This is a genomic window from Paenibacillus sp. NPDC057886 (assembly GCF_042796655.1).
Taxonomy (GTDB): domain Bacteria; phylum Bacillota; class Bacilli; order Paenibacillales; family Paenibacillaceae; genus Paenibacillus.
Window position 1 is genome coordinate 56,616 of the sequence record NZ_JBHVMZ010000005.1, and the last position, 25,268, is coordinate 81,883.

The 25,268-nt window shown below is 43.8% G+C and carries 24 protein-coding genes and 1 pseudogene; 19 read left to right on the forward strand and 6 right to left on the reverse strand.

Features of this window, described 5'->3' with window-relative positions; translation table 11 throughout:
• The first annotated feature begins 1 nt into the window (after window position 1).
• The 6 genes from ACFVQB_RS17555 to ACFVQB_RS17580 all read left to right on the forward strand — a co-directional run bounded on the left by ACFVQB_RS17555 (window position 2) and on the right by ACFVQB_RS17580 (window position 4,453).
• Window positions 2-973: an ABC transporter permease subunit gene (locus tag ACFVQB_RS17555; protein WP_379441594.1), complete on the forward strand. Its 972-nt coding sequence runs from the start codon at window positions 2-4 to the stop codon at window positions 971-973.
• Between the two features lie 14 nt (window positions 974-987).
• Window positions 988-1,917, forward strand: a complete 930-nt coding sequence (gene rbsB, locus ACFVQB_RS17560) for a ribose ABC transporter substrate-binding protein RbsB (RefSeq protein WP_379441597.1) — start codon at window positions 988-990, stop codon at window positions 1,915-1,917.
• Window positions 1,918-2,103: 186 nt separating this feature from the next.
• The gene (locus tag ACFVQB_RS17565) at window positions 2,104-2,469 is read left to right on the forward strand and encodes a hypothetical protein (protein WP_379441601.1); all 366 of its coding nucleotides are present in this window, start codon (window positions 2,104-2,106) and stop codon (window positions 2,467-2,469) included.
• Window positions 2,470-2,567: 98 nt separating this feature from the next.
• The gene (locus ACFVQB_RS17570; RefSeq protein WP_379441604.1) at window positions 2,568-3,140 is read left to right on the forward strand and encodes a TetR/AcrR family transcriptional regulator; all 573 of its coding nucleotides are present in this window, start codon (window positions 2,568-2,570) and stop codon (window positions 3,138-3,140) included.
• A gap of 308 nt (window positions 3,141-3,448) precedes the next feature.
• The gene (locus ACFVQB_RS17575; protein ID WP_379442820.1) at window positions 3,449-4,204 is read left to right on the forward strand and encodes an SDR family NAD(P)-dependent oxidoreductase; all 756 of its coding nucleotides are present in this window, start codon (window positions 3,449-3,451) and stop codon (window positions 4,202-4,204) included.
• Between the two features lie 120 nt (window positions 4,205-4,324).
• Entirely contained in the window at window positions 4,325-4,453 is a 129-nt protein-coding gene (locus ACFVQB_RS17580; protein ID WP_379441608.1) for a DUF6254 family protein, read from the forward strand.
• Window positions 4,454-4,555: 102 nt separating this feature from the next.
• On the opposite strand, the gene ACFVQB_RS17585 is transcribed toward ACFVQB_RS17580, so the two are convergent.
• Entirely contained in the window at window positions 4,556-5,167 is a 612-nt protein-coding gene (locus ACFVQB_RS17585) for a TetR/AcrR family transcriptional regulator (RefSeq protein ID WP_379441611.1), read from the reverse strand.
• A gap of 177 nt (window positions 5,168-5,344) precedes the next feature.
• Here ACFVQB_RS17585 and ACFVQB_RS17590 point away from each other — a divergent pair, with 177 nt between their 5' ends.
• The 5 genes from ACFVQB_RS17590 to ACFVQB_RS17610 all read left to right on the forward strand — a co-directional run bounded on the left by ACFVQB_RS17590 (window position 5,345) and on the right by ACFVQB_RS17610 (window position 11,299).
• On the forward strand, window positions 5,345-6,082 hold the full coding sequence (locus ACFVQB_RS17590; RefSeq protein WP_379441615.1) for an SDR family NAD(P)-dependent oxidoreductase: 738 nt from the start codon (window positions 5,345-5,347) through the stop codon (window positions 6,080-6,082).
• 297 nt (window positions 6,083-6,379) lie between these two features.
• On the forward strand, window positions 6,380-8,959 hold the full coding sequence (locus tag ACFVQB_RS17595) for a glycosyl hydrolase (protein ID WP_379441618.1): 2,580 nt from the start codon (window positions 6,380-6,382) through the stop codon (window positions 8,957-8,959).
• Between the two features lie 161 nt (window positions 8,960-9,120).
• A complete protein-coding gene (locus ACFVQB_RS17600) occupies window positions 9,121-9,558 on the forward strand; it encodes a ribonuclease (RefSeq protein WP_379441621.1) in 438 nt (145 codons plus the stop codon).
• Window positions 9,559-9,573: 15 nt separating this feature from the next.
• Window positions 9,574-9,849 carry a barstar family protein gene (locus ACFVQB_RS17605; protein WP_379441625.1) on the forward strand — a complete coding sequence of 92 codons (276 nt, stop codon included), beginning with the start codon at window positions 9,574-9,576 and terminating at the stop codon, window positions 9,847-9,849.
• A gap of 235 nt (window positions 9,850-10,084) precedes the next feature.
• Window positions 10,085-11,299: a GNAT family N-acetyltransferase gene (locus ACFVQB_RS17610; protein WP_379441628.1), complete on the forward strand. Its 1,215-nt coding sequence runs from the start codon at window positions 10,085-10,087 to the stop codon at window positions 11,297-11,299.
• A gap of 187 nt (window positions 11,300-11,486) precedes the next feature.
• On the opposite strand, the gene dapA is transcribed toward ACFVQB_RS17610, so the two are convergent.
• Complete coding sequence (gene dapA / locus ACFVQB_RS17615) at window positions 11,487-12,383, reverse strand: 4-hydroxy-tetrahydrodipicolinate synthase (RefSeq protein ID WP_379441632.1); 897 nt, start codon at window positions 12,381-12,383, stop codon at window positions 11,487-11,489.
• A 111-nt stretch (window positions 12,384-12,494) separates the two neighbouring features.
• On the opposite strand from dapA, the gene ACFVQB_RS17620 reads away from it, so the two are divergent.
• Both ACFVQB_RS17620 and ACFVQB_RS17625 read left to right on the forward strand, forming a co-directional pair.
• Entirely contained in the window at window positions 12,495-13,367 is an 873-nt protein-coding gene (locus ACFVQB_RS17620) for a LysR family transcriptional regulator (protein ID WP_379441634.1), read from the forward strand.
• A gap of 40 nt (window positions 13,368-13,407) precedes the next feature.
• The gene (locus ACFVQB_RS17625; protein WP_379441637.1) at window positions 13,408-14,019 is read left to right on the forward strand and encodes a DUF4304 domain-containing protein; all 612 of its coding nucleotides are present in this window, start codon (window positions 13,408-13,410) and stop codon (window positions 14,017-14,019) included.
• Window positions 14,020-14,180: 161 nt separating this feature from the next.
• Here ACFVQB_RS17625 and ACFVQB_RS17630 read toward each other — a convergent pair whose 3' ends face one another.
• The 4 genes from ACFVQB_RS17630 to ACFVQB_RS17645 all read right to left on the reverse strand — a co-directional run bounded on the left by ACFVQB_RS17630 (window position 14,181) and on the right by ACFVQB_RS17645 (window position 18,869).
• On the reverse strand, window positions 14,181-16,487 hold the full coding sequence (locus tag ACFVQB_RS17630; RefSeq protein WP_379441641.1) for an MMPL family transporter: 2,307 nt from the start codon (window positions 16,485-16,487) through the stop codon (window positions 14,181-14,183).
• 48 nt (window positions 16,488-16,535) lie between these two features.
• A complete protein-coding gene (locus ACFVQB_RS17635; protein ID WP_379441644.1) occupies window positions 16,536-17,159 on the reverse strand; it encodes a TetR/AcrR family transcriptional regulator in 624 nt (207 codons plus the stop codon).
• 289 nt (window positions 17,160-17,448) lie between these two features.
• Window positions 17,449-18,372, reverse strand: coding sequence for an alpha/beta hydrolase family protein (locus tag ACFVQB_RS17640; protein ID WP_379441647.1), 924 nt, complete (start codon window positions 18,370-18,372; stop codon window positions 17,449-17,451).
• A 14-nt stretch (window positions 18,373-18,386) separates the two neighbouring features.
• Window positions 18,387-18,869: a hypothetical protein gene (locus tag ACFVQB_RS17645; protein ID WP_379442923.1), complete on the reverse strand. Its 483-nt coding sequence runs from the start codon at window positions 18,867-18,869 to the stop codon at window positions 18,387-18,389.
• On the opposite strand from ACFVQB_RS17645, the gene ACFVQB_RS17650 reads away from it, so the two are divergent.
• The 6 genes and pseudogenes from ACFVQB_RS17650 to ACFVQB_RS17675 all read left to right on the forward strand — a co-directional run bounded on the left by ACFVQB_RS17650 (window position 18,825) and on the right by ACFVQB_RS17675 (window position 25,261).
• Window positions 18,825-18,956 carry a DUF3888 domain-containing protein gene (locus ACFVQB_RS17650; RefSeq protein ID WP_379441650.1) on the forward strand — a complete coding sequence of 44 codons (132 nt, stop codon included), beginning with the start codon at window positions 18,825-18,827 and terminating at the stop codon, window positions 18,954-18,956. The genes ACFVQB_RS17645 and ACFVQB_RS17650 overlap by 45 nt on opposite strands.
• Before the next feature lie 196 nt (window positions 18,957-19,152).
• Window positions 19,153-20,461: pseudogene (locus tag ACFVQB_RS17655) on the forward strand (NtaA/DmoA family FMN-dependent monooxygenase).
• An 18-nt stretch (window positions 20,462-20,479) separates the two neighbouring features.
• The gene (locus ACFVQB_RS17660; RefSeq protein WP_379441654.1) at window positions 20,480-21,238 is read left to right on the forward strand and encodes an ABC transporter substrate-binding protein; all 759 of its coding nucleotides are present in this window, start codon (window positions 20,480-20,482) and stop codon (window positions 21,236-21,238) included.
• Between the two features lie 132 nt (window positions 21,239-21,370).
• A complete protein-coding gene (locus ACFVQB_RS17665) occupies window positions 21,371-22,297 on the forward strand; it encodes a helix-turn-helix transcriptional regulator (protein WP_379441658.1) in 927 nt (308 codons plus the stop codon).
• Between the two features lie 94 nt (window positions 22,298-22,391).
• A complete protein-coding gene (locus ACFVQB_RS17670) occupies window positions 22,392-24,296 on the forward strand; it encodes a class I mannose-6-phosphate isomerase (protein ID WP_379441661.1) in 1,905 nt (634 codons plus the stop codon).
• A complete protein-coding gene (locus tag ACFVQB_RS17675) occupies window positions 24,293-25,261 on the forward strand; it encodes an ROK family protein (RefSeq protein WP_379441664.1) in 969 nt (322 codons plus the stop codon). Before ACFVQB_RS17670 ends, ACFVQB_RS17675 begins: the two co-directional genes overlap by 4 nt.
• The last annotated feature ends 7 nt before the right edge of the window (window positions 25,262-25,268 follow it).

Below are 25,268 nucleotides of genomic sequence, written 5' to 3' on the forward strand. Positions count from 1 at the left end.
TATGACAACTTTGCAGGAAAACCAACCCGCCAAGAGCGGTTTCCGCTTGACAAATGTGACACAGAAATTAGGTCCGTTGCTCGGACTGATCATTTTAATTATCATCGTATCGGTATTGAATCCAAGCTTTTTGGAACCGCTTAACATCTTGAATCTATTGCGTCAGGTTTCGATTAATGCGCTGATTGCTTTTGGCATGACATTTGTCATTCTGACAGGCGGCATCGACTTGTCGGTCGGCTCCATTCTGGCTTTATCCAGCGCCTTTGTAGCCAACATGATGCTGTCTGGCCTGGATCCGATTTTGTCGATCATTATCGGGGTTGCGCTCGGCGGTGTCATGGGTATGGTGAACGGGCTGATGATTACAAAGGGTAAGATGGCTCCGTTTATTGCTACATTGGCGACGATGACAGTGTTCCGGGGATTGACGCTGGTCTATACGAACGGTAATCCGATTACCGGATTGGGCGATAGCCTGCTGTTCCAACTGTTCGGTCGTGGTTATATGCTAGGCATACCGGTTCCAGCAATCACAATGCTCATTACTTTCGTAATTCTGTGGACGATTTTGCACAAAACGGCTTTTGGCCGTAAAACGTACGCACTTGGTGGCAATGAGAAAGCATCGATTATCTCAGGTATTAAAGTGCATCGTGTAAAAATCATGATTTACTCCTTGGTAGGTATGCTGTCAGCGCTGGCAGGGGCGATTCTCACATCCCGTCTGAATTCTGCACAGCCTACAGCAGGTACTTCTTATGAGCTGGATGCTATTGCTGCTGTTGTTCTGGGTGGAACAAGCCTATCGGGCGGTAGAGGACGGATCGTCGGCACACTGATTGGGGTCCTGATTATCGGGGTGTTGAACAATGGTTTGAATCTGCTCGGAGTGAACTCGTTTTATCAAATGGTTGTAAAAGGCGTCGTTATTGCCATCGCTGTCCTGCTGGACCGCAAGAAAACGGCTTAAGGAGAGAAGCGAACATGAAAAAACTAACCATATTGCTTGTAAGCGTAATGATGATCGTTCTGGCGGGATGCTCTCTGGAGCCTCCGGGTTGGGCCAAGCCCGACTCTGCCGGAAGCAATGGACAGAAAAAAATCGGCTTGTCGGTTTCCACACTGAATAACCCTTTCTTTGTTTCCCTTAAGGACGGGGTAGTTGCAGAAGCCAAAAAACAAGGAATTGAAGTCATCGTGGTTGATGCTCAAAATGATTCGGCCAAACAAACCAATGATGTGGACGACCTGATTCAACAGGGCGTGGATGCCCTTCTGATTAACCCTGCCGATTCTGCGGCAATCTCCACAGCTGTTCAATCTGCCAATAGTGTGGGCATTCCCGTGATTACACTGGACCGCTCGGCAGATAAAGGTGATGTGGCTGCATTGGTCGCATCCGATAACGTCAAAGGTGGACAAATGGCGGCGGAATATTTCGTGAAACAGCTTGGCGAGGGAGCAAAAGTGATTGAGCTTGAGGGTGTACCCGGAGCTTCCGCAACAAGAGAGCGGGGGAAAGGTTTCCACGAGATTGCTGACCAAAAACTTAATGTGGTTGCGAAGCAGTCTGCCGATTTCGATCGCTCCAAAGGTCTGAATGTAATGGAGAACCTGCTGCAAGGAAATCCTGACGTGCAGGCGGTATTTGCCCATAACGATGAGATGGCACTGGGCGCAATCGAAGCGATCCAAAGCTCTGGTAAAGACATTCCTGTTATCGGTTTTGACGGCAACGATGACGCGATCAAATCCATTAAGGACGGAAAGTTGACGGCAACAGTCGCTCAGCAGCCAGTACTGATTGGTCAGCTGGCAGTACAAGCTGCTCTGGATGTGCTGGACGGCAAGCAGGTAGAAAAATCAATCCCTGCAGAATTAAAGCTGGTGACCAAGGAAAACGCGAACGATTAAATCATCCTGTACATCCCGTTCTGGACAAAAAGTCTAGAGCGGGATTTTTTAATTCGTCCGCTACGGTGGTGACGACAGTTATCCATTGAATCCTGCGCTAGCTTTGTCCGTTATTTTAATATTGATCGCATTTCGTGCGGCATGTAAATTAGTGGTATGCATAAGAAAAGGAGAGGACAGCACTATATGGAAAATGTATCAGAAGAAGAAAAATGGGAATCCATCCAAGCCTTTCGATCGACCATACGTAAATCGGAAAACGCTTTGACTAATTTGACTCAGAAAGGTACTAACACGACTCTAATAAAGAAACGTCTCAATGCTGTATACATCGGCTTGGCGATGCTGGAAACGGCCTGGAACCGAATGCCTAATCATTACACAGATGAAGAGTTAACAGAAGCTCGCAAAATTCTGAATGGTTTATTCCCGTCACTTGAGAACAGTTACAGTAAGTCCAAACTGGGCAGCCCTCAAAATACGCTTTTAAGAAGAAGAATTAAAGCATTTCAACTAGCTGTTCAAGCCATGGATGATTTTGCAAATAAATAAACCTCCTTAATTGTATGTCATACCTGTAATTCCACTTGTTCATTTCCAGTTTGCCGTTTGTTCACTTCAATGTATAATGATTATTCGAGGTGATGACTGTGGCAAGATCCAAAGAATTTGAAGTTAATGAAGTATTGGATAAAGCAATACAATTGTTCTGGACCCAAGGTTATGAGAAAACTTCAATGCAGGATTTGGTTGAATATATGGGCATTCACCGCAGAAGTATCTATGATACATTTGGGGATAAGCATGCTTTATTTATGAAAGCTCTTGAACGATATGAAACGAAGCAGACCAACAAAATGAGCTTATTGATTGATACACAAAAACCAATGAAAGAGATCATTCGGGCACTATTTGAATCAACGATAAGAAATGAAGGACAACCTTTAGGCTGTTTTCTTGTAAACTCAGGCGTGGAACTGGGCGTATTGGATCCTGAAGTTGCATCCTTGGTGAATGAGAGTTATTTGCGAACCGAGGAGTTCTTGAGAAACCTTGTTATGGAAGGCCGACAAACGGGTGAAATCAAGGCTGAAGTTGACCCTGTAATTATTTCTCACTATTTAATGAATGCATGGGTGGGGATACGTACGTTGGTTAAGACCACTACGGATCGGCAAAAATTAAAAAATATTATGGATATGACACTATCCGCTTTAGATTGAAAGTGGAGTTACAGCATGGTAGATAAAAGGGAGTAGCCTCCATAGAGGATGGTTTGTTTTAGTGATACAGGTTCTTGTTCTCTTAACGTTATAAAGAACTTGTATCATGTTTGGAAAACGCATTGTTCCCTTTTTCCAACGACATTAAATATTAGTCAGAAAATAATTCTTTACTGTTCGTTCTAGAAATGCTATTCTAAATAGCAAGTTAGATCTAACTGTTTTTTTGCAATATTAAGAACGATCGTTCTAAATTAATGTTGAAAGCTTATCTACACTAAAATACATGTTGAGAAGGAGAAAGTATGATGAAATATACAGTTATTACAGGTGCAAGTTCAGGGATTGGATATGAGACAGCATTGGCGTTTGCTGCACGAGGCAAAAACTTAATCTTGGTCGCCAGAAGATTGGACAAATTAGAAGAACTCAAATCAGCAATTCAGAATATTGATGCTACTGTAAATGTTATTGTTCATACAAGTGATCTATCGGATACAACTCAGGCATACACACTTTATAACACTCTTAAGGAATACCAAATTGAGACTTGGATTAACAATGCGGGGCTCGGTGAAGGTTCTTTTGTAGCAGAACAGAATCTGGAAAAAGTTGAAACCATGCTGCGTGTGAACATTGAATCCCTAACGATCCTTTCCACACTATATGTGCGAGATTATGCAGATGTAGAGGGAACTCAGTTAATTAACGTTGCATCCGCACTTGGATATGCCATTGCTGTTGGAAGTGTTGCGTATTCGGCAACGAAATTTTACGTTAGTGCCTTTACAGAAGGGCTTGCCAAAGAACTTGAAATAAAAGGTGCAAAGCTAAAAGCAAAAGTCCTAGCTCCAGCTATAACGGAAACGGAATTCGTGAAGAAATCATTAGATACAGAAGAATTTGATTACAAAGCAAACATGTCTAAATATCACACCGCCAAAGAAATGGCAGGCTTTATGTTAGATCTGTATGATAACAGCGAAGTCGTAGGGATTGTAGACCTGAACTACAATTTTAATCTGAGAAGTCCAATCTATCCAATCATAGGAGAATTGCAATAAAATATGCCGCAATGTGGCGAGCTTAACAACGGAAACATACAAAAAATGAATGAAAATAATTCATAAATGACATCATAAAGAAGTAGTATAACTCTAATTTTCCAGAGGAGGAGATCTTTTATGGCTCGCCAGAAGAAAAGGCAGGAAGCTGCTTGGAAGTCACGAAAGCAAGAACAGCATCCTCATGGTAAAATCAAATCGCTTAAACAATTATCAAGCGAATATGAAGAGAAGAATACTACGATTTAAGCAACTGACTGCCTGTGAAATTTGCAGGCAGTCGTCACAACAACTTCCGCAGAATACATTTCCATATAAAGTCGCTATTTTAGCGGCTTTTTTTGTTTTAATTTATCCGAATTCATTCCCCACATAATGAAAAGAATGAATATGCGTTTTTGACAGTTCGATCACGTTCTTGATAAACATATCACGTGATTCGCGAAAACCGCTTAATATCCAATTGTTCAATATTCCAAAAAAGCCGTAAGCCGTATAGTACTTAAAATACTCCATGTTAACAGGGAAATCGTTGATCGTCTCGAAGATAAACTGCTCCTCATAGATTTTCAGGATTGTCTGAGGAAAACCTGTATGCAGGCCAGGTAACGTATCATCATATCGAATCAGTTCGAAGAAGTCTCGGTGTTCATAGATATAATCGACGATTTGAAAGGATTCCGCATTAAGCTTGTTGGTGTAGACCTTTTGACCGTGCGAATATGGCTTGCCTACGGCGACCCTCAGACCTTCGAGCGTCGTATTCAACAATTCTTCGGCGAGCACGAATTTATCTTGATAGTGTAAGTAAAATGTACTGCGATTGTAACCCGCCTGATCAACGATATCTTTGACAGACACGGCATGATAGCCTTTTTTCTTAATGAGCTGGATCAGAGCGGTTTTAAGGTGCTCCTCGGTACGATTGCGCTGTTGAGATTTCAAAATTTGTTCATCATTCATACATAAAAACTCCTATAAAAATAGACATTGTTCCGCAAAGTGTCTATGTAGTAGACACATCATCGTATTTTAATGATTGGATTGTTACAATTTTAGGCATACAATTATATTTGTAAACGTCATATAGCACATATGCGAATAGGTGCTATTCAAAATAGTATACTGGAGGATTTAATCATGGGCAAACTTCAAGACAAAGTAGCAGTTATTACGGGAGGGGCATCCGGAATCGGCGCAGCGACAGCACGCTTATTCGTTTCAGAAGGAGCCAAAGTGGTCTTGGTAGACCTAAATGAAGAAAAAGGAAAGGCGTTTGAGCAAGAACTGAAAGCGCTTAAATATGATGTTCTTTTTATTAAAGCGAACATCACGAGTGAACAAGAGGTTGCTGAGATTTTCAAAAAAACTGTTGAGGCTTACGGTAAAGTGGATATCGTATTTAACAATGCAGGAATCGGGCGTGTTCATCCTTCGCATGAGCTTGACTATGCTGAATGGCGCAATACGGTGAATGTAGATCTGGACGGCGTATTCTTAGTCGCACGTGAATCGATCCGAGAAATGCTCAAAATTGGCGGAGGAACTATCGTCAACACAGCTTCCATGTACGGATGGGTTGGTTCGCCTGGTTCTGCAGCCTACAATGCAGCAAAAGGTGGCGTAGTGAATCTGACTCGTTCGCTCGCGCTGGAGTATGCTGAGAAAAATATTCGGGTTAACGCACTTTGCCCAGGCTTCATTGATACACCGATTATTCCAGAAGAGAGCAAGCAGGCTCTCTCTTCGGCAACACCAATGAAGCGGCTCGGTCAAGCAGATGAAATGGCCAAAGCCGTACTGTTCCTAGCTAGCGACGATTCATCCTATATGACAGGAAATAGCCTGATCGTGGATGGCGGATATACCGCCCAATAAGAGGGCTAAATTTGCAGAAAATGAATGGGTTAACCTATTGAAAGCCGCAAAATTGCGGCTTTTTTTGTCGTTACAAGACCTTATCCTAATGCTAGTACTTTTATAGAGGGGATATGAACACTCCTGCAGTGGAATATAGCTGCTGAAGGAACCCCATTTGCCTGATTAAGTACTAATTTTTTTTGTCCATATATTTGCAAAAATTGATACATATGCTATGTTTACAATGAAAGCGCCATCATGAGTGAACAGAGGAATCATTCTTTATCATATTTTAAAATGGGAAGGAAGATGATAATGAAGATTTTGCTCAAAAAGACAGGCGTATTAATGCTGGCATTGACTCTGCTTCTTGGATTGATGACAGTACCCGTTCATGCAGATTCACCTCTTTTCACGATCGAAAGCGAAAACGCTTTACTTTCCTCCGATCTTCAAGTGACGACCGAAATTTACGGACAACCCAAGCCCGGATTTTCTGGAAGTGGATTTGTCTGGATGCAGAATTCTGGCACGATAACCTTCACTGTGACTGTCCCGGAAACGGGCATGTATGCAATCTCCACCCGTTACATGCAGGAGTTAAGTCCTGACGGCAGACTTCAATATCTATCCGTTAATGGTGTTACCAAAGGCTCGTATATGCTGCCTTACACAACCACATGGTCTGATTTCAATTTTGGTTATCACAAGCTGAATCAGGGAAGCAACACGATTCAATTGAAGGCTGGTTGGGGATTCGCTTATTTCGACACCTTCACTGTGGATTATGCCAATCTTGATCCCCTGGACGTTCAGCCTGTCCTTACTGATTCCCAAGCCACACCGGAAACACAACTTCTGATGAATTATTTAACGGAGGTATATGGCAATCATATTATCTCTGGCCAGCAGGAGATTTACGGAGGTGGAAATGATGGCAATACGGAGTTGGAGTTTGATTGGATTCATAATTTAACCGGGAAGTATCCGGCTATCCGCGGATTTGATTTTATGAACTATAATCCGCTCTACGGATGGGAAGACGGCACAACCGATCGAATGATCGATTGGGTGAATAACCGGGATGGAATTGCGACAGCTTCCTGGCATATCAATGTGCCCCGAAATTTCACGACTTATCAGCTCGGGGATCATGTGGATTGGAAAGAGGCTACTTATAAACCAACAGAAACGAATTTTAATACAGCCAACGCCGTAATTCCTGGTACGAAAGAATATCAATACGTAATGAGTACTATTGACGATCTGGCGGAACAACTGCTGATTCTGCAAGATAACAATGTGCCCGTTCTTTTCCGGCCTTATCATGAAGCGGAGGGCAACGGTGGGTTGAATGGGGAAGGCGCGTGGTTCTGGTGGGCTTCCGCAGGTGCAGATGTGTACAAACAACTGTGGGATATGCTCTACACTGAACTTACAGAGACATACGGTTTGCACAACTTGATTTGGACTTACAACAGCTACGTGTATAACACTTCTCCTGCGTGGTACCCTGGCGACGATCAGGTAGATATTGTCGGTTATGATAAATACAATACGATCTACAACCGCAATGACGGTTTGTCCGGCGTACCGAATGAGGATGCCATTACCTCGATCTTCTATCAACTGGTTGATTTAACTGACGGCAAGAAAATGGTGGCCATGACGGAGAACGACACCGTCCCAAGTGTACAGAATCTGACAGAGGAAAAATCGGGATGGCTTTACTTCTGCCCATGGTATGGGGAGCATCTCATGAGTTCCGCCTTTAATTACCCCGCCACTCTGAAAACGCTTTATCAAAGTGGTTATGTAATTACTCTGGATGAGCTGCCCAATTTGAAGGTTAACAATCCAACACCAAATGCATCCCTCACACCTACAACCGTCGAATTTGACAAAAACACGCCCAATCCAAGCGACAAAGCCATAAGCGTGAATTTTAACGGTAATACGTTAACCGCTCTACGGGTAGGTACAACTGCATTGACTGCAAATCAGGACTATACGTTAAACGGAAATACGGTGCTACTGAAAAAAGAATTCCTGGCAGCGCTGCCTGTCGGCGATCATGCTATTGTGTTTGATTTTAACCAAGGACAAGATCCTGTATTAAAAGTTAAAATTATCGATTCAACACCAAGCGCAAGCGCTGTGATTTCGCCCGTGAATGCAATATTTGATAAAGCAGCGAATCTAGCGCAAGATGTTTCCTTAACCCTTACCTTAAACGGAAAACAGCTAACTAGCATTACGAATGGAAATTATACGCTTGTATCGGGCCAGGATTATACGGCATCAAGCACTGCTATCGTTCTGCGCAAAGCTTATCTTTCCACGCTGCTGTTAAGCCAGAATACGATAACCTTTCATTTCAGTGGAGGAAATAACGCTGTGCTTACATTAAATGTAGTGGACAGCAGTGTTTCAGTACCCTCTGGGGATTTAACGATCCAAGCCTTTAACGGCAATACAAGTGCGTCCACCAACGGAATCTCACCTAAATTCAAAGTAGTGAATAACGGTAATTCGGTGATTCAATTAAGTGATGTAAAACTTCGTTATTACTATACGATTGACGGGGAAGAAGCACAGAGTTTCTGGTCTGACTGGGCCAGTATCGGGAGTGCAAATGTAACCAGCAAATTCGTTAAATTGGCAACTCCAGTTGCCGGAGCGGATTATTATGTGGAGGTTGGTTTTTCGAGTTCCGCCGGAACGCTTAATGCCGGACAAAGCGCAGAAATTCAAGCACGGTTCTCCAAAAATAACTGGTCCAATTACAACCAGGCTAACGATTACTCATTTAAGGCGTCCAGTACTCAGTTCGCAAACAATGAAAAGGTTACCGGGTATATCAACGGTCAACTGGTGTGGGGAATTGAGCCGTAAACAGGCAAGAATAATAAAAGGTTGGAGCGGGGCTATCCCCTGCTTCAGCCTTTTATTTTGGGGATGTCGAAATCCACGAGAAAAGAATATTAAGAGGAGTATACGAAAGGAACATGTTATTATGGGGAGGATGCTAATTTTTCAGAAGGAGATCAAAATCAATGGTTGTAAAAAAATGGTTAAGTGCTTTACTTATTATTCTGGCGACGATCCTGTTTACAGGCTGCTCACTCGAAACGGTTTCATTAAATGGCTCATTTCAAGAGAGTTCAGCGCTAACGCAATTTGATGAAGTAGCCAAGTATATTTCGGAGCATCATGAACTTCCGGAAAATTATATAACCAAGAAAGAGGCTAGAGAATTAGGATGGGAGCCTAGCAAAGGTAATTTGGAAAATGTGGCCCCAGGGAAAAGCATTGGCGGCGACGTATTTCAAAATCGAGAAGGACTGTTGCCTAAGAAAAAAGGGAGAACCTGGTACGAAGCAGATATTAACTATTCGGGAGGAACGCGGGGGAGCGATCGGATTTTATACTCCAATGATGGATTAATCTATAAAACAACCGATCATTACCGTACGTTTGAGCAAATCGAATAGGGAAAGGGTGATAATATGAAGACAGTAGTCATCAATGGAAAGGACATTCATGGAAAAGAAGAACTACATGACGTCCTTCAGGCCAGGCTTGAATTAGGTCAAACGTATGGTCGGAATTTGGATGCATTATGGGATTGCTTAACTGGATTGCTCCCCATGCCACTTACCATTCAGTGGATTGATTTTGATGCAAGCCGAAAGTCCCTTGGAGAGTACGCAGATCATTTGTTGGACCTGATGCATGAAGCTGAAGAAGAGTTGGAAGGATTTACATTGGAGTTAAGAAATTGAACCATTTTTGAATCGGATCGTCGTGATCTGTAACATAACAAAGACGTGATTGAATTTGAAGAGCCATATTTTTAAAACCATTCAACTTGTAAAAGTTAAATGGTTTTTTTATTTGCTTAAAAAATGCATTTACAGAAGGACTTGCAAAAGGACGAACATATTCTAAGTCACTGCCAGCATTATTCTGAAGCAATTGGTAAATAATATAATTTAAAACAAAGGGAGAATAACTGGCATGCATCGTAAGCAAAATTTAAAAATGAAGAAAGTAGATTTATCACATTTAGAACAATATAGTCAACTGTTACGTTATGTATTTCAGGTCACTCATAATGATCTTCACAAACATGGTTGGAAAGAAAACGAAATTCTCCATGAAAAGTCACCTGTGTTACAACAAGCAGATGTACTTGGATGGTTCGATGGAGAAAAGCTGATTTCACAGGTATCCATATATCCATTTGAGGTTCGGATATTTAACCAAACTTACGCTATGGGTGGCGTCACTGGTGTGGGCACTTTTCCTGAATATTCCGGTCAAGGCTTAATGAATAAATTGCTGCTTCAAGCTCTCACCAATATGCGTGCAAAGAAACAATCCATTTCTTATTTGTATCCTTACTCCATACCGTATTATCGCCGTAAGGGATGGGAGATCATTTCTGATAAAATCGTGTTCGAGGTTCAAGACTTCCAATTACCCAAAAACAAACCTGTTCCTGGTGATGTGGCACGTGTAGAACCCGAAAGCGTAGATGTGAAGATGGCTTATGAACGCTTCTCAATGCAAACACATGGAGCCATGCTGCGAAAAGAACTTGCGTGGAGTGAGTATTGGCGGTGGGATTCAGATGATTTGACTGCAGCCGTCTATTATGGTGAAGACGGTCAGCCAGATGGCTACATTTTATATTGGATTGAAGAAGAAGTGTTTCACGTCAAAGATATGATCTTCATTCATGAAGAAGCACGAAGTGGATTGTGGAATTTCATTAGTGCTCATTTTTCAATGATATCCAAAGTGGTAGGCAATATTCATACCGATGAACAGCTTGCCTTTCTGTTGGAAGATGCTGATATTAAGGAAACCATTTCGCCTTACTTTATGGCACGGATCGTGGACATTGAGCAATTTATTTCAAAATATCCGTTCAAACCCGCTGCGATGGAGAGGGAATGGACCTTTACCTTGCAAGACCCTTTGCTGTCATGGAATCAAGGCACATTTACACTGCAAATTGAACCGAATGGAAGCGGGAGAGTGATTCGGAGTCAAAGTCGACGTAGTGAAGATAGCATAAGTATCCAAACCATGACGACCATGTTGTTAGGTTATAAGCGTCCTGAGTATTTGTATAAGATTGGCCGTATTAAATGTGACCCAGAAACGCTTGATTTATTAGAAGATGCTATCGAGCAGCAGGCGCCTTACTTTTCTGATTACTTTTAATATTCAAAATAGTGATCAGTATTCCCTTGTGAATTAGCAATATCTAGTTCTCCGTCTGGAGACCTGTGCTTAAAGATAAAACAACCAGTATTGATATATCAATACTGGTTGTTTTTTATTTCCAATCCATGTTGTCTCATTTTATCAGACTGGATGTATTCATAATTCATAGCAAGATATGCGCTGTTTAAGAAGGTACGACCATATCTGCGAGTGTATCCGACAACCTTTGTTTTGCTTTTTCCGATGCGGCAGTCAGTGGCAGACGCAGTTTTGCCGTGGCGATCAGCTGTTGCTGAGCAAGCCACCATTTGATCGAGGCGGGAGCAGGTTCTGCAAATACATCACTAATCAGCGGCTGCAGCTGCTTAAAGCTGTCTCTTGACCCATTCACGTCACCAGATACAAAGCGTTGATAAACGTCCACATACCGTTGGGTATGAATATTAGCAGAGGCCACCATCCCGCCTGCGGCACCTTGACACAGCATGGCATGGAAGTACGCATCCTCGCCGCAAAGTACAGGCTTCGTCTCATATTGGGTTAGCGCCAGCAGCAGATCCAACCCGCCAGTGCTGTCCTTCAGACCAATAACCCCATCCAGATCCATGACTTTTCTCATCGTATCCAAGGTCATGCGACTACCGGTTCGAGCCGGAATCTCATAGACTAGAATCGGCAATCCGGTCCGGGATGCATTGGAAAAATGCTCTAGAATTCCTTCTTGCGTCGGTCTGTTGTAATAAGGAGTGACCACCAGGGCAGCATCTGCTCCTAATTCAGCAGCCATTTCAGTCCGATGAACCGTCGAATAGGTATCATTTGTTCCTGTCCCCACGACGAGGGGGATGGTTTTGTTCAGACTTGTCAAAATCTCTTTCGTTGCTTCCACCATCTGTTTTACTTCATCCCAGGAGACAGTCGGAGATTCTCCGGTCGTGCCGTTTACGACCAATCCCTGAATGTCGTGTTTGGCAAGATGAGTAACATATTTGCGATACGATTCAATGTCGAGCTTGTTGTCATCCGAAAAAGGGGCAATTACCGGTATATAAATTCCTTGAACATGTTGTTCATTCATCATAATCAACTACCTCTTCCCGTTATATTGAAACTAATGTAACATAGGAACCAGCATCACAGTTACCTATAACAAATGATAGTTGTCATCAATATTTTCGATGAGGTGAGCAAGTTGGATTTAATCTATCTTCAGACATTCAGAGAAGTCGCAATTCGTGAGAGCTTCACCAGAGCTGCGGAGGTGCTGGGTTATGCACAATCCAGTGTTACTACGCAAATTCAGAAGCTGGAAAAAGCGTATCAAGTCAAACTGTTTGAACGCTACAGCAATAACAAAATTCGTCTGACTTCTGCCGGGGAAGAGCTGTTCAAGCTTGCCGGACAAATGTTGGAACTGTTTGAGCAGTCCAAGGAAAAAATGGCGAAGCAGGGCGGTGGCTCCTTAACGATCGGTACGATGGACTCTATCGCTTCTTACTTTTTACCTCCATATATGCAAGCCACCCGTAAGGAATACCCGGATCTGAACATACGATTGCATACGAATCGTGAGGGGTTAATTTTGCATCAGGTCAGGGAAGGTGAAGCCGATATCGGACTTATTCTCGCAGATGATTCGAGCGATCCGGCTTTGCAGTGGATTACCATTCGCCAAGAACCGCTTTTGCTGATCGTCCATCCGCAGCATCCGCTGATCACCAAAACACAGATTGGATTGAATGATCTCAAAGATATGGAATGGATTATGCCTGAAGATACCTGTAATTACAGGCAGTTGCTTGAAAGGGTGCTTCGCGCAAATTCAATTCCCTATCGGATCGGTCTGGAACTTGGCAATCCGGAAGCGATCAAAAGAAGTATTAAGTCAGGTGAGGGCATTTCGATTCTGCCGCAAATGGCTGTAATGGAGGAAATCGAGCGGGGAGAGTTGAAAGCCTTACCCCTTGAACATGCAGAGCTTCAACTCGAAATTCAGCTCGTTCTTCATCCGAAGAAGTGGGTATCCAACGCGCTGCACGATTTTATGGAAAGCTTAAAAAAGTAATGCACTAACCTGATGGAGTTGGTTAGGAGAAGGAGGGATTGTGTTGCAGCAGCTCTTTAACGATCTGATTAAACAGGATGTAAAGCCGTTGCTTTCCAATTACGGTTATACAAAGAAGAGTTTGAATTTCAGTAGAAAAGCAGACGACCTTGTTTACATGTTCAATTTCCAAAAATCCTCTGGAAATTCGGTGGATAATGTCATGTTTTATGTGAACTGCGGCATTTATTCAGTGGAGTTAGCGCAAATCCAATCAAAAGAGATTTTGACGGCACCCCTTGAACCCGAGTGTCACTTCAGAGCAAGAATCGGGGAAATTGTCCAGGCTGTTCCGGATCGATTCGCAGTTACTCCTGATACGAATAAGGATGATTTGATAGCATTGCTGCTGCCCGGGTTGGAAGAAGTAATACGTTTCTTTGAAACGATGACCGATGCGAGATCCATTGTTGATTATTACATGTCAGGTCCCTTTTTGCATCTCAGCGAAGAGAGCTTCCATCTCCTTCTGAAATCCGGGGATGTAACAGCCGCTAACCATTATTTGAGGGCTTTGCATGGAAAGTATGGAGCAGAAAAACGATGGACAATATTTGAAAATAAATACAAGGCCATCTTCAATATATATGGAGTGAAATTTGATGTGTCATAAGCTCGGACAGGAACAATTGTTTTAAATCATTTTTTTAATAACCGAAAGTAAAAAAACGAAAGCCCATTGACCGAACTGGTCAACGGGCTTTCGTTTTATACTATTATTCAAATCCTTGACGATGTTGAATCCGACCAAAGTTCGTTGAATAACATTCCATATTAAGACTTGGAGTTGGAATGATCTTTAGCGTGAAGTGTAGCAATCAGCTTCTCGCCCTCAACGTCGAGATTCGGTAGAATGCGATCCAGCCATTTTGGAAGTGACCAAGCCTTGTCACCGAAAATAGCCATGATGGCAGGAACCAATCCCATCCGAATAATGAAAGCATCAATCAGAATACCTACAGCTAATGTGAAACCAATCTGTTTGATCATGACGTCATCTGTGAAGATGAACCCTGCAAATACCGAGACCATGATTACAGCTGCAGCAACGACTACGCGACTTACCTGATTATAACCATGAACAACAGACTCTGTTCCTCTGTGACCGTGTACGTATGATTCCCGCATCGAACTGACAAGGAAGACCTGATAGTCCATTGCCAAGCCATACAGGATACCTGTCACGATGATGGGCATAAAGCTCAGCAGCGGGCCGCCAGTGTCGAAACCAAAGAGCGAATGGAGCCAGCCCCACTGGAATACAGCAGTAGTGATCCCGAATGTAGCCAGAATGCTAAGAAGGAAACCGATAGTTGCCTTAATTGGAACGATAATTGAACGAAATACCAAGAGCAGAATGATAAGCGACAGCAAGATAATAATTCCGACATATATAGGGAATACCTGCGCTAATTTCGCTGACATATCAATGTTAACGGCAGTGAATCCCGTAACACCAATCTTAACGTCATTCGTCTGTGCAACGCTCGATTCAGTAGATCGTAGTTCATTCACCAGATCTTTGGTGATTTTATCGTTAGGACCTGTGCCGGGAATAAGACTAAAGATAGCCAGATCTTCTGTCATGCCTAGCGGTGTAACCTGTGCAACGTTATTTTGGCTTTGGAGTTCCTTCATAACATTGCCCAAGAGTTCCGGAGTCACCTGCGCGGAAGAATTGTTAGGCTCCGCGACCAGAATAAGTGGTCCGTTAAATCCTTCTCCGAAGCCTTCGGATATTGCGTCATAACCCTGTCTTGCTGTCGTGTCCAGATTAGCTGAAGAAGCTCCCGGAATACCCATTTCCATTTTTGTTATAGGAGTGGCTGCCGCGCCAAGAAGCACGACGATGGCAGTAATTGTGATCCAACGATACTTGATAACGAATTTCACCCATCTGTGAGCGATCCCGTGGCCAGCCGCTTTAGGATGTTTTGTACTTTTCTCGCGTGCTTTAGTGGAACAGATACGTTCACCCACCAATCCAAGTAAAGCGGGCAATAGAGTAAGGGCAACAAATACATTAATAAGAACGGTAGCTGCGGCAACTAAAGCCATCGTAGATAGGAATGTGAGGCCGATGACAAGCATACCGCAAAGTGCAATAATAACGGTTAATCCAGCAAAGAATACAGCGCTACCCGATGTGCCAATCGCTCTTGCTGTTGCTTCTTGTGCGCTCAAGCGCTGATCAATAATCATTCGGCGCTGGCGATTAACAATGAAGAGAGCATAATCGATTCCGACGGCCAGACCAACCATGAGAGCCAGGACGGAAGTGACACTCGGCATTTCTATAAATTTGGAGATCGAGAATGCACCACCTACTCCAATGGCAACGCCGAGGAGTGCGGTGACAAGTGGCAGACCTGCCGCAACAACGGAACCCAAGGTGATTAACAAAACAATGACAGCAATGATCAGTCCAACAATCTCTGCCGAGCCTACTCCGATCGCTACTGTTTTGAGCGTTTCGCCCGGTAACACGGTGATGTTGGTCCCTTGCTGGGCAGACATAACGGAGTCAATTACAGAATCAAATACGTCTTGCGTAATTGCAGACTGCTCAATGGTAAACTGAAATTGAAACAGAGCAACTTTACCGTCAGAAGAGAGAAGGACACCAGGTACAGGAACGCCATCCACCATTAGAGGTCCATAGGGAGGAGGTGAGGCTGTTGCTGATTGCTGCATATTGGCAGCCTGAGCCATGTCTGCGGATGCACCCGAACTGCTAGTCTCAGCTGCATAATCCGCAGGGTTAATCACATCCTTCAATCCGTATACTTCACTAACAGCTTTCATCATTGCAGCCAAACGTTCAGGCGTATCCAAACGCTCGTTGTCAGGTGCTTTGAACACAACACTTCCTTGCCCGCCGGAGGCGGCTGGTAATTCTTTAGCTAATTGATCCAAAACCTTCTGTGATTCTGTGCCTTCAATTTTCATTTCAGAACTGATATGAATGCCATTGATGCTGATCATAGAAATGACAACACCCAGAATCAATACCCACCCAATGATGAAATACCCCGGTTTACGAAAAGCCGTTTTCCCCAATCTATACAATAATGTAGACATCTCTCTAATTTTACACTCCCTCTATGGTGTTTATGGGTTGCTAGCGCGTTAGAATCCTTTGCGCAAATGACCAAACATGCTTTCTAAAAACTCATCAAATGCTACTGCCTCAGTGCTTGGATGGTCCGTTTTCTTTTGTCCAGGGAGCAACACATTAAGTCTTCCGTCAATTAAAGGAAGAATAATCCCGTAAACTGCGTTTATAAGAAGATAAGTATATACCTCGTCATCATTTCCATTAGACAAGTCTAACAATGTTTCTTGCGCAGTCGTCTGCATATGATGCAGTACCCCGAGGAAATGCGGTTCTAAAACCGGATATTTTTTCGAAAGTAACAAAAGTTCTCGCAATCTTCCTATGAGATCCGCTGTAAGCTGCATCTGGATGAGTTGATACAGAACGTCAAGCAAGGAGGTATTTGGGGGAATCACGGTAAGTAAATTCTCAAACTCAGCAGTATTATGAACAGCTGTAGCTCCCATCGCAACAGCTTCTTCCTTGCAAGTGAAATAGTTTGCGAAAGTTCTTCTGGAGTAACCGGCTTTTTGCACGATATCTTCAACAACGAAACCATCCAGACCATGTTCAAGCGCAAGTTCAAATGCTGCGATTGCCAGCGATTGCTCTGTCGCTTCTTTTTTTAAATGCCGCAAAGTTGGTTTGGCCATCATTTTCCGCTTATGCGTACACCTCCGTCATGGTTGTTTCGGGAGGGAAGCAATTGTAAGTTGTTAACTTCATTATGGTTTTACACGACTCCTTTCTCAGGATCATCTTAACTTATATTTGCCCTTTAGGCAAATTTGCTCAAAGGGAAAATTATTACCTTTGCGATAAACGTAAAACTTCGTTCGTTGTTCATAGATGAGATGTTTCATTCAACCGAGGGGTTTATTTGAAAAATAGAAAGAGCTCTGTAAAGAGCTCTTTGATCCAGCATGGTATGAACGATGTTTTTTCCTAAACTGAATGAATCCATTCAGCAATGTCATGTATCACTTTCTTATCTACATGTTGTGCAACTTTGTACTCTTTTTTCATTTTTAATATTTCCCCATAAACAGCTGGCATAAATAAATGATTTAAGTGGGGATAAAGTTTAAACGTTACGTTAGGCTTTTCTCCCAACAAGTCTTGGTAACCCTTAAAATCTTTGTCTACGGATACATGAAAATCTTGATCTCCCTGCAAAATGAGTATGGGTTTATCTAATACGTTAAGGTAATTAATGGATGGATGTTCTCCCATTTCTTTGAAGTAGAAGGCTCTAGAATATTTCCCCAAAACGACAGTTGATTTTGCTTCTGCATCACTTAACGTATAGATTTTATTAAACTTGGATGATAGTGCTGCTATTTGTTTCTTCGCAATCATTTTCAAAAACAGATTCAACGAGTTCAAAACATCGTCATTCTGGTCCATCAAAATCGCTTCTAATTTTCGTGGAGACCCACCCATAATAATGATACCCGCAAAATGTCCACCTTCTGCATCAATTCGTGGAGCTAACATCCCGCCTAAACTATGACCTATAATAAATATTTGGTTTGAATCAATACGTGAGTCTTGGCGTAATAAGTCAGCTGCGAGGATAGCATCCTCAATGGTTTCTTCTTTAACGGATAATCCGGTATCGTTTTTCATTTCTTTTCCATAGACGAATGTTCTTTTGTCATATCGCAGCACGGCAATTCCTTTTTCGGGCAACCCATCGGCAAGGTCTTTAAAAGGGTAATTATTGCCGACTTTTTCATCCATATCCGCAGGGCCAGAGCCATGAACCAATACCACGGCTGGAACTTTTGATGTACAGTTCTCTGGCAGTGACAAAATTCCATTTAGAGGATATTTCGTTTCTTTGCCAATGATTCGTTTTTCGTTCATTCCATAACCTCCAATTAACATGTCTCTTCTAAAAAATGATTCATTTTTTGAACTAGTCGTTGATATTCGGGAACTTCACGTAAGGAATTAAACGCTGGATTCATCAGAACATCCCTCATCATGCTATTCTTTATAACCTGCTCGCTGCGTGGGGCGGAGACGTCGAAATCTTTCAGCCACGGATCAATCAGGTCAAAAAAGGAATCTCCACGAAGCTCAAAAGGAAAGAATCCTTCCACGCAGGTATCCACATATTTTTTTAGGAGTTCAATCGATTTCTCAGGGAATTTGTTCACGCAATATAGATGAGCACCTAGTGCGTAAAGCAAGATAACATTGTTTGGGTTTAGTCGTTTTATATCAAATATCCGTGCAAAATCCGACGCCCTCATAAAAGCTTCTTCGGCTTTTTCGATATTATTAATATTTAATTGCAGGACGTTCAGCAAACCTTGAAAGACTGCCATTATGAAGTCAGCACTTACTACGGTCCACACAATCCTCCCAATGCCAAAGAATGTATTACATTCGATATCGATATAGGTAAGGTTAAGTTAATTAAATATATCCACAGGAACGACTAACTTTGATTATAAGCTACTCAAGCATAGTTTAGATAATTGTGCATATCGAATTTGTAACTTGTGTATTTAACTTTTCTTGAATCCTTGCTACACTTTTTTGATAATGAGAATCATTATTATTAAATAAGGCCTAAATCTAGACCTCAGGGCTTTCTAGAAGCACATCAATGATAAGTAATAAGAAAGGTTGGTAGAAATGACTTCAAACAGACAACTATGTATTGGATTGTCCTTAAATGCAACATGGAATAAAGGTGACGGTTGGCGACACCCGGATAGTGGAGTGAAGCAGACAGGATCCATTGACTATTATATTCATTGGGCAAAAGTAGCGGAGAACTCGAAGCTCGATTTCCTTTTCAGAGCAGATTATCTGTATATTAGCCCGCAGATGTTAGGCGATTCTTCTAATTTCGGCAGTCCGGATCCTACTTTGTTTTTTTGCAGCAATAGCTCGTGAAACCAACCGGATTGGACTGGTTACGACCATTTCCACCACGTTTAATCCGCCGTATGTGGTTGCCCGGCAGCTTCAATCCTTGAACTGGCTAAGTAATGGACGTGCCGGCTGGAATATTGTCACTTCTATTGAAGGGGCCGATAATTTCGGCAATTCACCCATGCCATCACCGGAAGAACGGTATGCGAAGGCAATGGAGTTTACGGATGTGGTATGCAAGCTGTGGGATAGTTTTCCGAATGAAGCAATTGTTATTGACCGTGAGTCAGGCATGTTTTCTGATAAGGAAAAAGTGACTGCTATTCATCATTCCGGTGAATTTTTCAATGTAAAAGGGCCGCTTACTTTACCTTCTCATCCATCGGGAACCATTCCTCTGTTTCAAGCTGGTGCTTCGGATATTGGACGGAATTTTGCCTCTTCCGTAGCGGATGCTATTTTTGCAGCAATGCCGGATCTTGAATCAGGCGTGGAATTGCGAAGTGATTTGAGAAAAAGAGCTGTAGAGCATGGGCGCGATCCAAAGACGATTAAAGTTTTGCCGGGTTTATATTTTTTCCTGGCCGATACGCACGAAGAAGCGCTTGAATTACATAAGGCTGCTCATGCCCATTTGAGTCTTGAGCGCAGACTTGCCTCTCTGCAATCGTTGATGGGGCTTGATCTAAGCGGTTTCCCCTTGGTTCAACGCGTAACTGAAGATATGCTTCCTGATCCGGATCAGGCCGTTCGCAGCCGCACACATGCCGAGCTGTTGCGCCGGTATATTACAAAATATCAACCTACAGTGAATGATATCCTGAATCGGCCGGAGGTTGTCGGATCTGCCCATTGGGTATCTGTGGGGACAGTTGAGACGGTAATGAATGATATTATTGAGCGAGTTGAGGCTGGCGCTATTGATGGCTTCATCGCTCTGCCAGGTGGTTCAGAAAAATCGATGGAAATATTCTTTGAAAAGCTGATTCCAAAGTTGGTTGAAAGAGGATTGTTCAGAAGTGAATATACCGGGGAAACGTTGCGTGATCATTTAGGGAATTCATAAAACATTGTATACACAGCGGTGCTACATCCCTTGTACTTAGATTACTTTTTTGCTTTGGATACTCCTCCAATCGCATCAATAAGCGCGGTAGAAGCAATGGAGAAGTTTGCTACATTACAGCCTTACGCCGGATCTGCTGAGATTATTGATTTGGGCAGCGACTCAGCGAATTTGGAAAAGATTATTGAGGCTCAGCCTGATGTAATTGTAACTTTTAAGGGGTCTGTGGATACCATTTATGACGAGTTGAACAAGATTGCTCCAGTCATCTTAATTGATTACACGGACACCTGGGAAAAAACGACGATGCTCTGTGCTGAGATTGTTGGAAAAGAAGAGCTTGCGGAACAATTGATTAAGGAAACCCAAGAAATGATAGCAAAAACGAAAAAGCAGTTAGGTACTCTTGAGGATAAGACCTTTGCCTTGTTGCGGGTTGATGGAAAAGCTAATTTTAATGCTCAAGGATCTAAAAATACAATGTATTACAATCAAACTGCAGGTTTTGGATTGTTGGCACCGAAGGGATATCCTGAGGGTGGCGAGGCGCTTACGCTGGAGGGGCTATACGACATGAATCCCGATTATATTATTATCCAGCATGATATTGACGTTGCAAAGGCAGCTGTGAAGGAAAAGGAATCTTCGAAGGTATGGAACTCACTGGAGGCGGTGAAAAACAACCAAGTTCTTATATTTGATAATTCCCTCAATAGTGCGAGTATTCTGGCTGTCCGTTTGGCCTCAGAGTATTTTCTAAAAATGGCTGAACAATAATTTGTACACAAAAATCCGATTGCTGATACTGGGCGCAATCGGATTTTCTGATGTCAGAAGAGGCAGACTGACTTCCGGTTTGCCTTTTTGTTATGCAAACGTATAATGAGAGCTTGAAGGGGGAGGAATGCCATGACCATCGAAGCCAGCTTCCGCAGAGCCAATCACATATGCAATCGTTATATTACAAAAGTGGAGCAAACAGGGCTTTCATTGTCCATTTTGTATTGGGGATTCATGCCCGACCATTTTGATAATGCCTTCCACCGGCATTCCTTTTTTGAGGCCTGTTATGTGGTAGACGGTGAAGGAAGCTACGTAGAACAAAATCAGCATTATGCTTTAAATAAAGGAACGGCTTTTCTATCTCTTCCGGGCATATGGCATCAAATCCGCAGCCAGACTGGACTGACGCTTTGTTATGTTGCTTTTGAACTGGATGAAGCTGACACTGATGCTTATTATACCGAATCCTTCCGTCGTCTTGCCGAGCTTGGGCAAAGTGTAGCTCAGCAAGCGGACCTTATGCCAACTGGCCATTTATGGCAAGCGCTCATTACTTCTTTCAACCAGCCTGGAGCAACTCTTCCTCTTGCTGTAAAGCAAATTTCCGCTTCTCTTCTGTTATCGATAGCAGATTTGCACGTTCCAGCTCGATCGAACTTGGCGGGCACGGGTGATCAGCCAGTGGAACCAAATACGTTGTTCCGCCAGGCCAAACGGTACATTGATGATAATTTGATCAATGAGCTTACGCTTATGACGGTGTCAAGGCACCTCCACATTTCGTCCCGCCACCTGACCCGGTTGTTTCAGGAAAATCTGGGGCAGTCCTTCGTCCACTACATTCAGGAACGACGTGTGCAGCAAGCGGCTGGGCTCCTGTTAAATGAACAGACACCAATCAAAGATATCGCCATCCAGTGCGGGTTCCAATCCGTGCACTATTTTACCCGGATCTTCACCCGCGAGCTTGGTGTTTCCCCGGCCAAATTCCGCCGTATTCAGTTTGCCGAAGGCCGTTCTGGCAAAATGCATTACCCACCCCAAATGTCCTGATTGTACAAAAATACAGCTTGATCGTTTAAAGACAGCACCTCCAACTCCCTATACAATGATGAACATAAATCGATATAGAGTTGGAGGTTTAAACATGCCCCGAATAGCCCCTTTGACCTTTCAAACCAACCCAGTTAATTTCATTCGGCTTCAGCCCGACCAAGAGACCGAACCCGGGATCTGGAATGGGTATGAAGAATGGCTTGATCAAATTTGGCCCGAATGTGTACAGAGTGATTTGTTTCCCTTTTATATGGTCATTGACGGTACGCACGGCGCCGCATTCAGCGAATTTCTGGAAATACTCCGGTGGCGCTGCCACCGGGAGAGCAGGGTTTTAATTGAAATAGACAGCGCTGATTATTTAAAGAAATCAGCAGATTTGCTGAAGCAGTTTCACCCTTATCTGACGGATAACCGTGCTTTTGGCGTTGTGGCCTCGGACGTCAGTGTCGAGGATTATTTCCGACCACATGCGCAGTCGGCCTGGCTCAGTGAGGTGGAGGATCAACTACGTCTTTATAATTCAGCTGAAAATGCTGAGGCCCAGTCGCCAAAGGCAAATCAGTTGACCCCCATCGTAGTGACCTTTGGGCCAGGCTCTGGTTTTCTTTCTAAAGCATCAGGCTTAGCCAACGTTTCTCTTTATTGCGACTTATCCAGAGAGGCACAGCAGAAACTGCATCAGCAGGGGATGGGTTCTCTGGGGTTAGGTCCTTGCCGGGATACGGTCGAAACCTATAAACAGGCTTTGTTTTTGGAGTGGCCCGTCTGGGAGGAGTATCGGAAACGTAGCTTGTACGATTTTGACTACTATGTGGATACGAACAACCAGGAACGACCCGTATTGGTCACCGTCCCCATGCTGCGCCGACTTTTGGCTTTGGCAGCCCGACAGCCTTTTCGAGTAAAGCCGTTTTTTGCACCAGGGATTTGGGGCGGACAGTATTTAAAAGAACTATGCGACCTGCCCCAAGATTGGAATAACTGTGCATGGGGGTTTGAACCTATCGCACCGGAGAACACGTTATTAATCGGTTATCGGGATTTTATAGTAGAGCTTCCCTTCCCGCTACTACTATCCGCTCATCCAGAAGAAATTATGGGCGAGCGCAATGTCCAACTGTTTGGCGACTATTTTCCGATCCGGTTTGATTATCTCGATACGATAGACGGGGATCATCTGTCTTTGCAGGTCCACCCCCGGCAGGCTTACATCGAGCAGACCTTCAATGAAACGATGACGCAGCAGGAATCCTATTACATTATGGAACAGAAGGAAGGTGCCAAACCTTTTGTGGGACTGGGTTTCACGGAGGGAACAACCGGGGAGGAGCTGCTTCAGGCGGTTGAATCTGCCCACACCTTGGGAAAACCGCTGAAGATCGCAGAATATGTGAACATTTGGGATGCGAGTAAGGGTGACCTGTTTCTGATCCCGCCGGGAGCCGTACATTTTTCGGGCAAAAACAACCTGGTGCTGGAGATTTCTTCGACAACCTGGTGGTTTACCTTCAAAATATACGACCATTTGCGGCTAGATAGAGACGGGCGGCCACGTCCGATCAACGGCGATCATGCAAGAGCCAACATGCAGGAACAGTTTGACACTGATTACGTACAGAAGCATTTGATAGCGGTTCCAAAGGAAAGCCGGGTACAGGGAGACAGCAGGGAAGAACTGCTGGGTGAACGGGAGGATCTGCTTTTTCAGATCAAAAGATTAAAGCTGGACGGAGAGTGGATCGACGAAACGGCTGGAGAGTTTGTTATGTTCAATCTCGTAGAAGGTGACCGTGTGCGGCTTACTCCGCTTGATGATGAGGCAGCGGCTGTGGAGTGGGGGTACGCAGAAGCGTATATCGTTCCTTCCTCCGTCGGAGGTTTCCGTCTGGAGTCTCTGGGTGACCGATCATGCACCCTGATCCGGGCACAGGTTTCGCCAGACTGGAACACCCCTCTGCTTCCGCATCACTGGAGATCTGGTGAGCGTTTATGAACCCTGACGTCACGATTGCCATTGATGCCGGGGGGACCTTTTTGAAGGGTGCCGTCGTACTGAGTGACGGGAATCTTCTACCACAACTTTATGTCAAAAGGTCATCGCGCTCCGACAGTAGCGCGTATGAAATTGCCGCCAACCTAGTCGACGTGATTCAGGAGCTTGCTGCTGCATACTTCGCCTACATGCAGCAGCTAAGTTCCGTTAAAGGAACCCGGGCCAGTTTTCCCAACTTTCACATCGGATTTGCTTTCCCCGGCCCTTTTGAATACGACACAGGTGTTTCCCGTATCCAGGGTTTGAATAAATACGAACAGCTATATGAAGTCAATTTAAAAACACTGCTGCGAAGTGAATTAACGGCGCTTGCATCAAAAGGTTCCGCGCCTAAATGGATGACCCAGCTTGCCGCCGCAGATATTCGTTTTGGCAATGATGCTGCCCTGTTCGCTCTGGGGGTCAGTAGGCTTTTTCCGCAGGAAAGATTGCTTTGCCTTACATTGGGAACGGGCCTTGGCTCCGCTTTTGTTGAGAACCGGTCCATTGTCAGCGGAAAATGGGGAATTCCCGACTCAGGCATGTTGTATGCCGAGCAATACAACGGAGGAACTGTGGATAATCTGTTCGGAAGCCGAGGGATTTTGGCCTTGGCAGATAGCCATGATGCTCGAAGGCAGGGAGAGGACGTGTACCATCTGGCGATAGCGGCCAGACAGGGAAATTCCTCTGCCATCCGTGTATGGCAGCTTTACGGCCAGCGGCTTGGGGAAATGCTGCGTCCGTACGTGGCTGAGTTTCGCGCCACTCGTCTGATCTTGGGGGGACAAATTGCTGAAACCCATGATCTATTTGGCGGGACGCTTTCGGAAGCACTCTTGCCCGAGAAGATGCCTCTGCATAATGAGAAACAAATGCAGGAGCATGTGTTTCACGGGATTTTCCAACTCGTAAAAGGTACCTAATCCACCA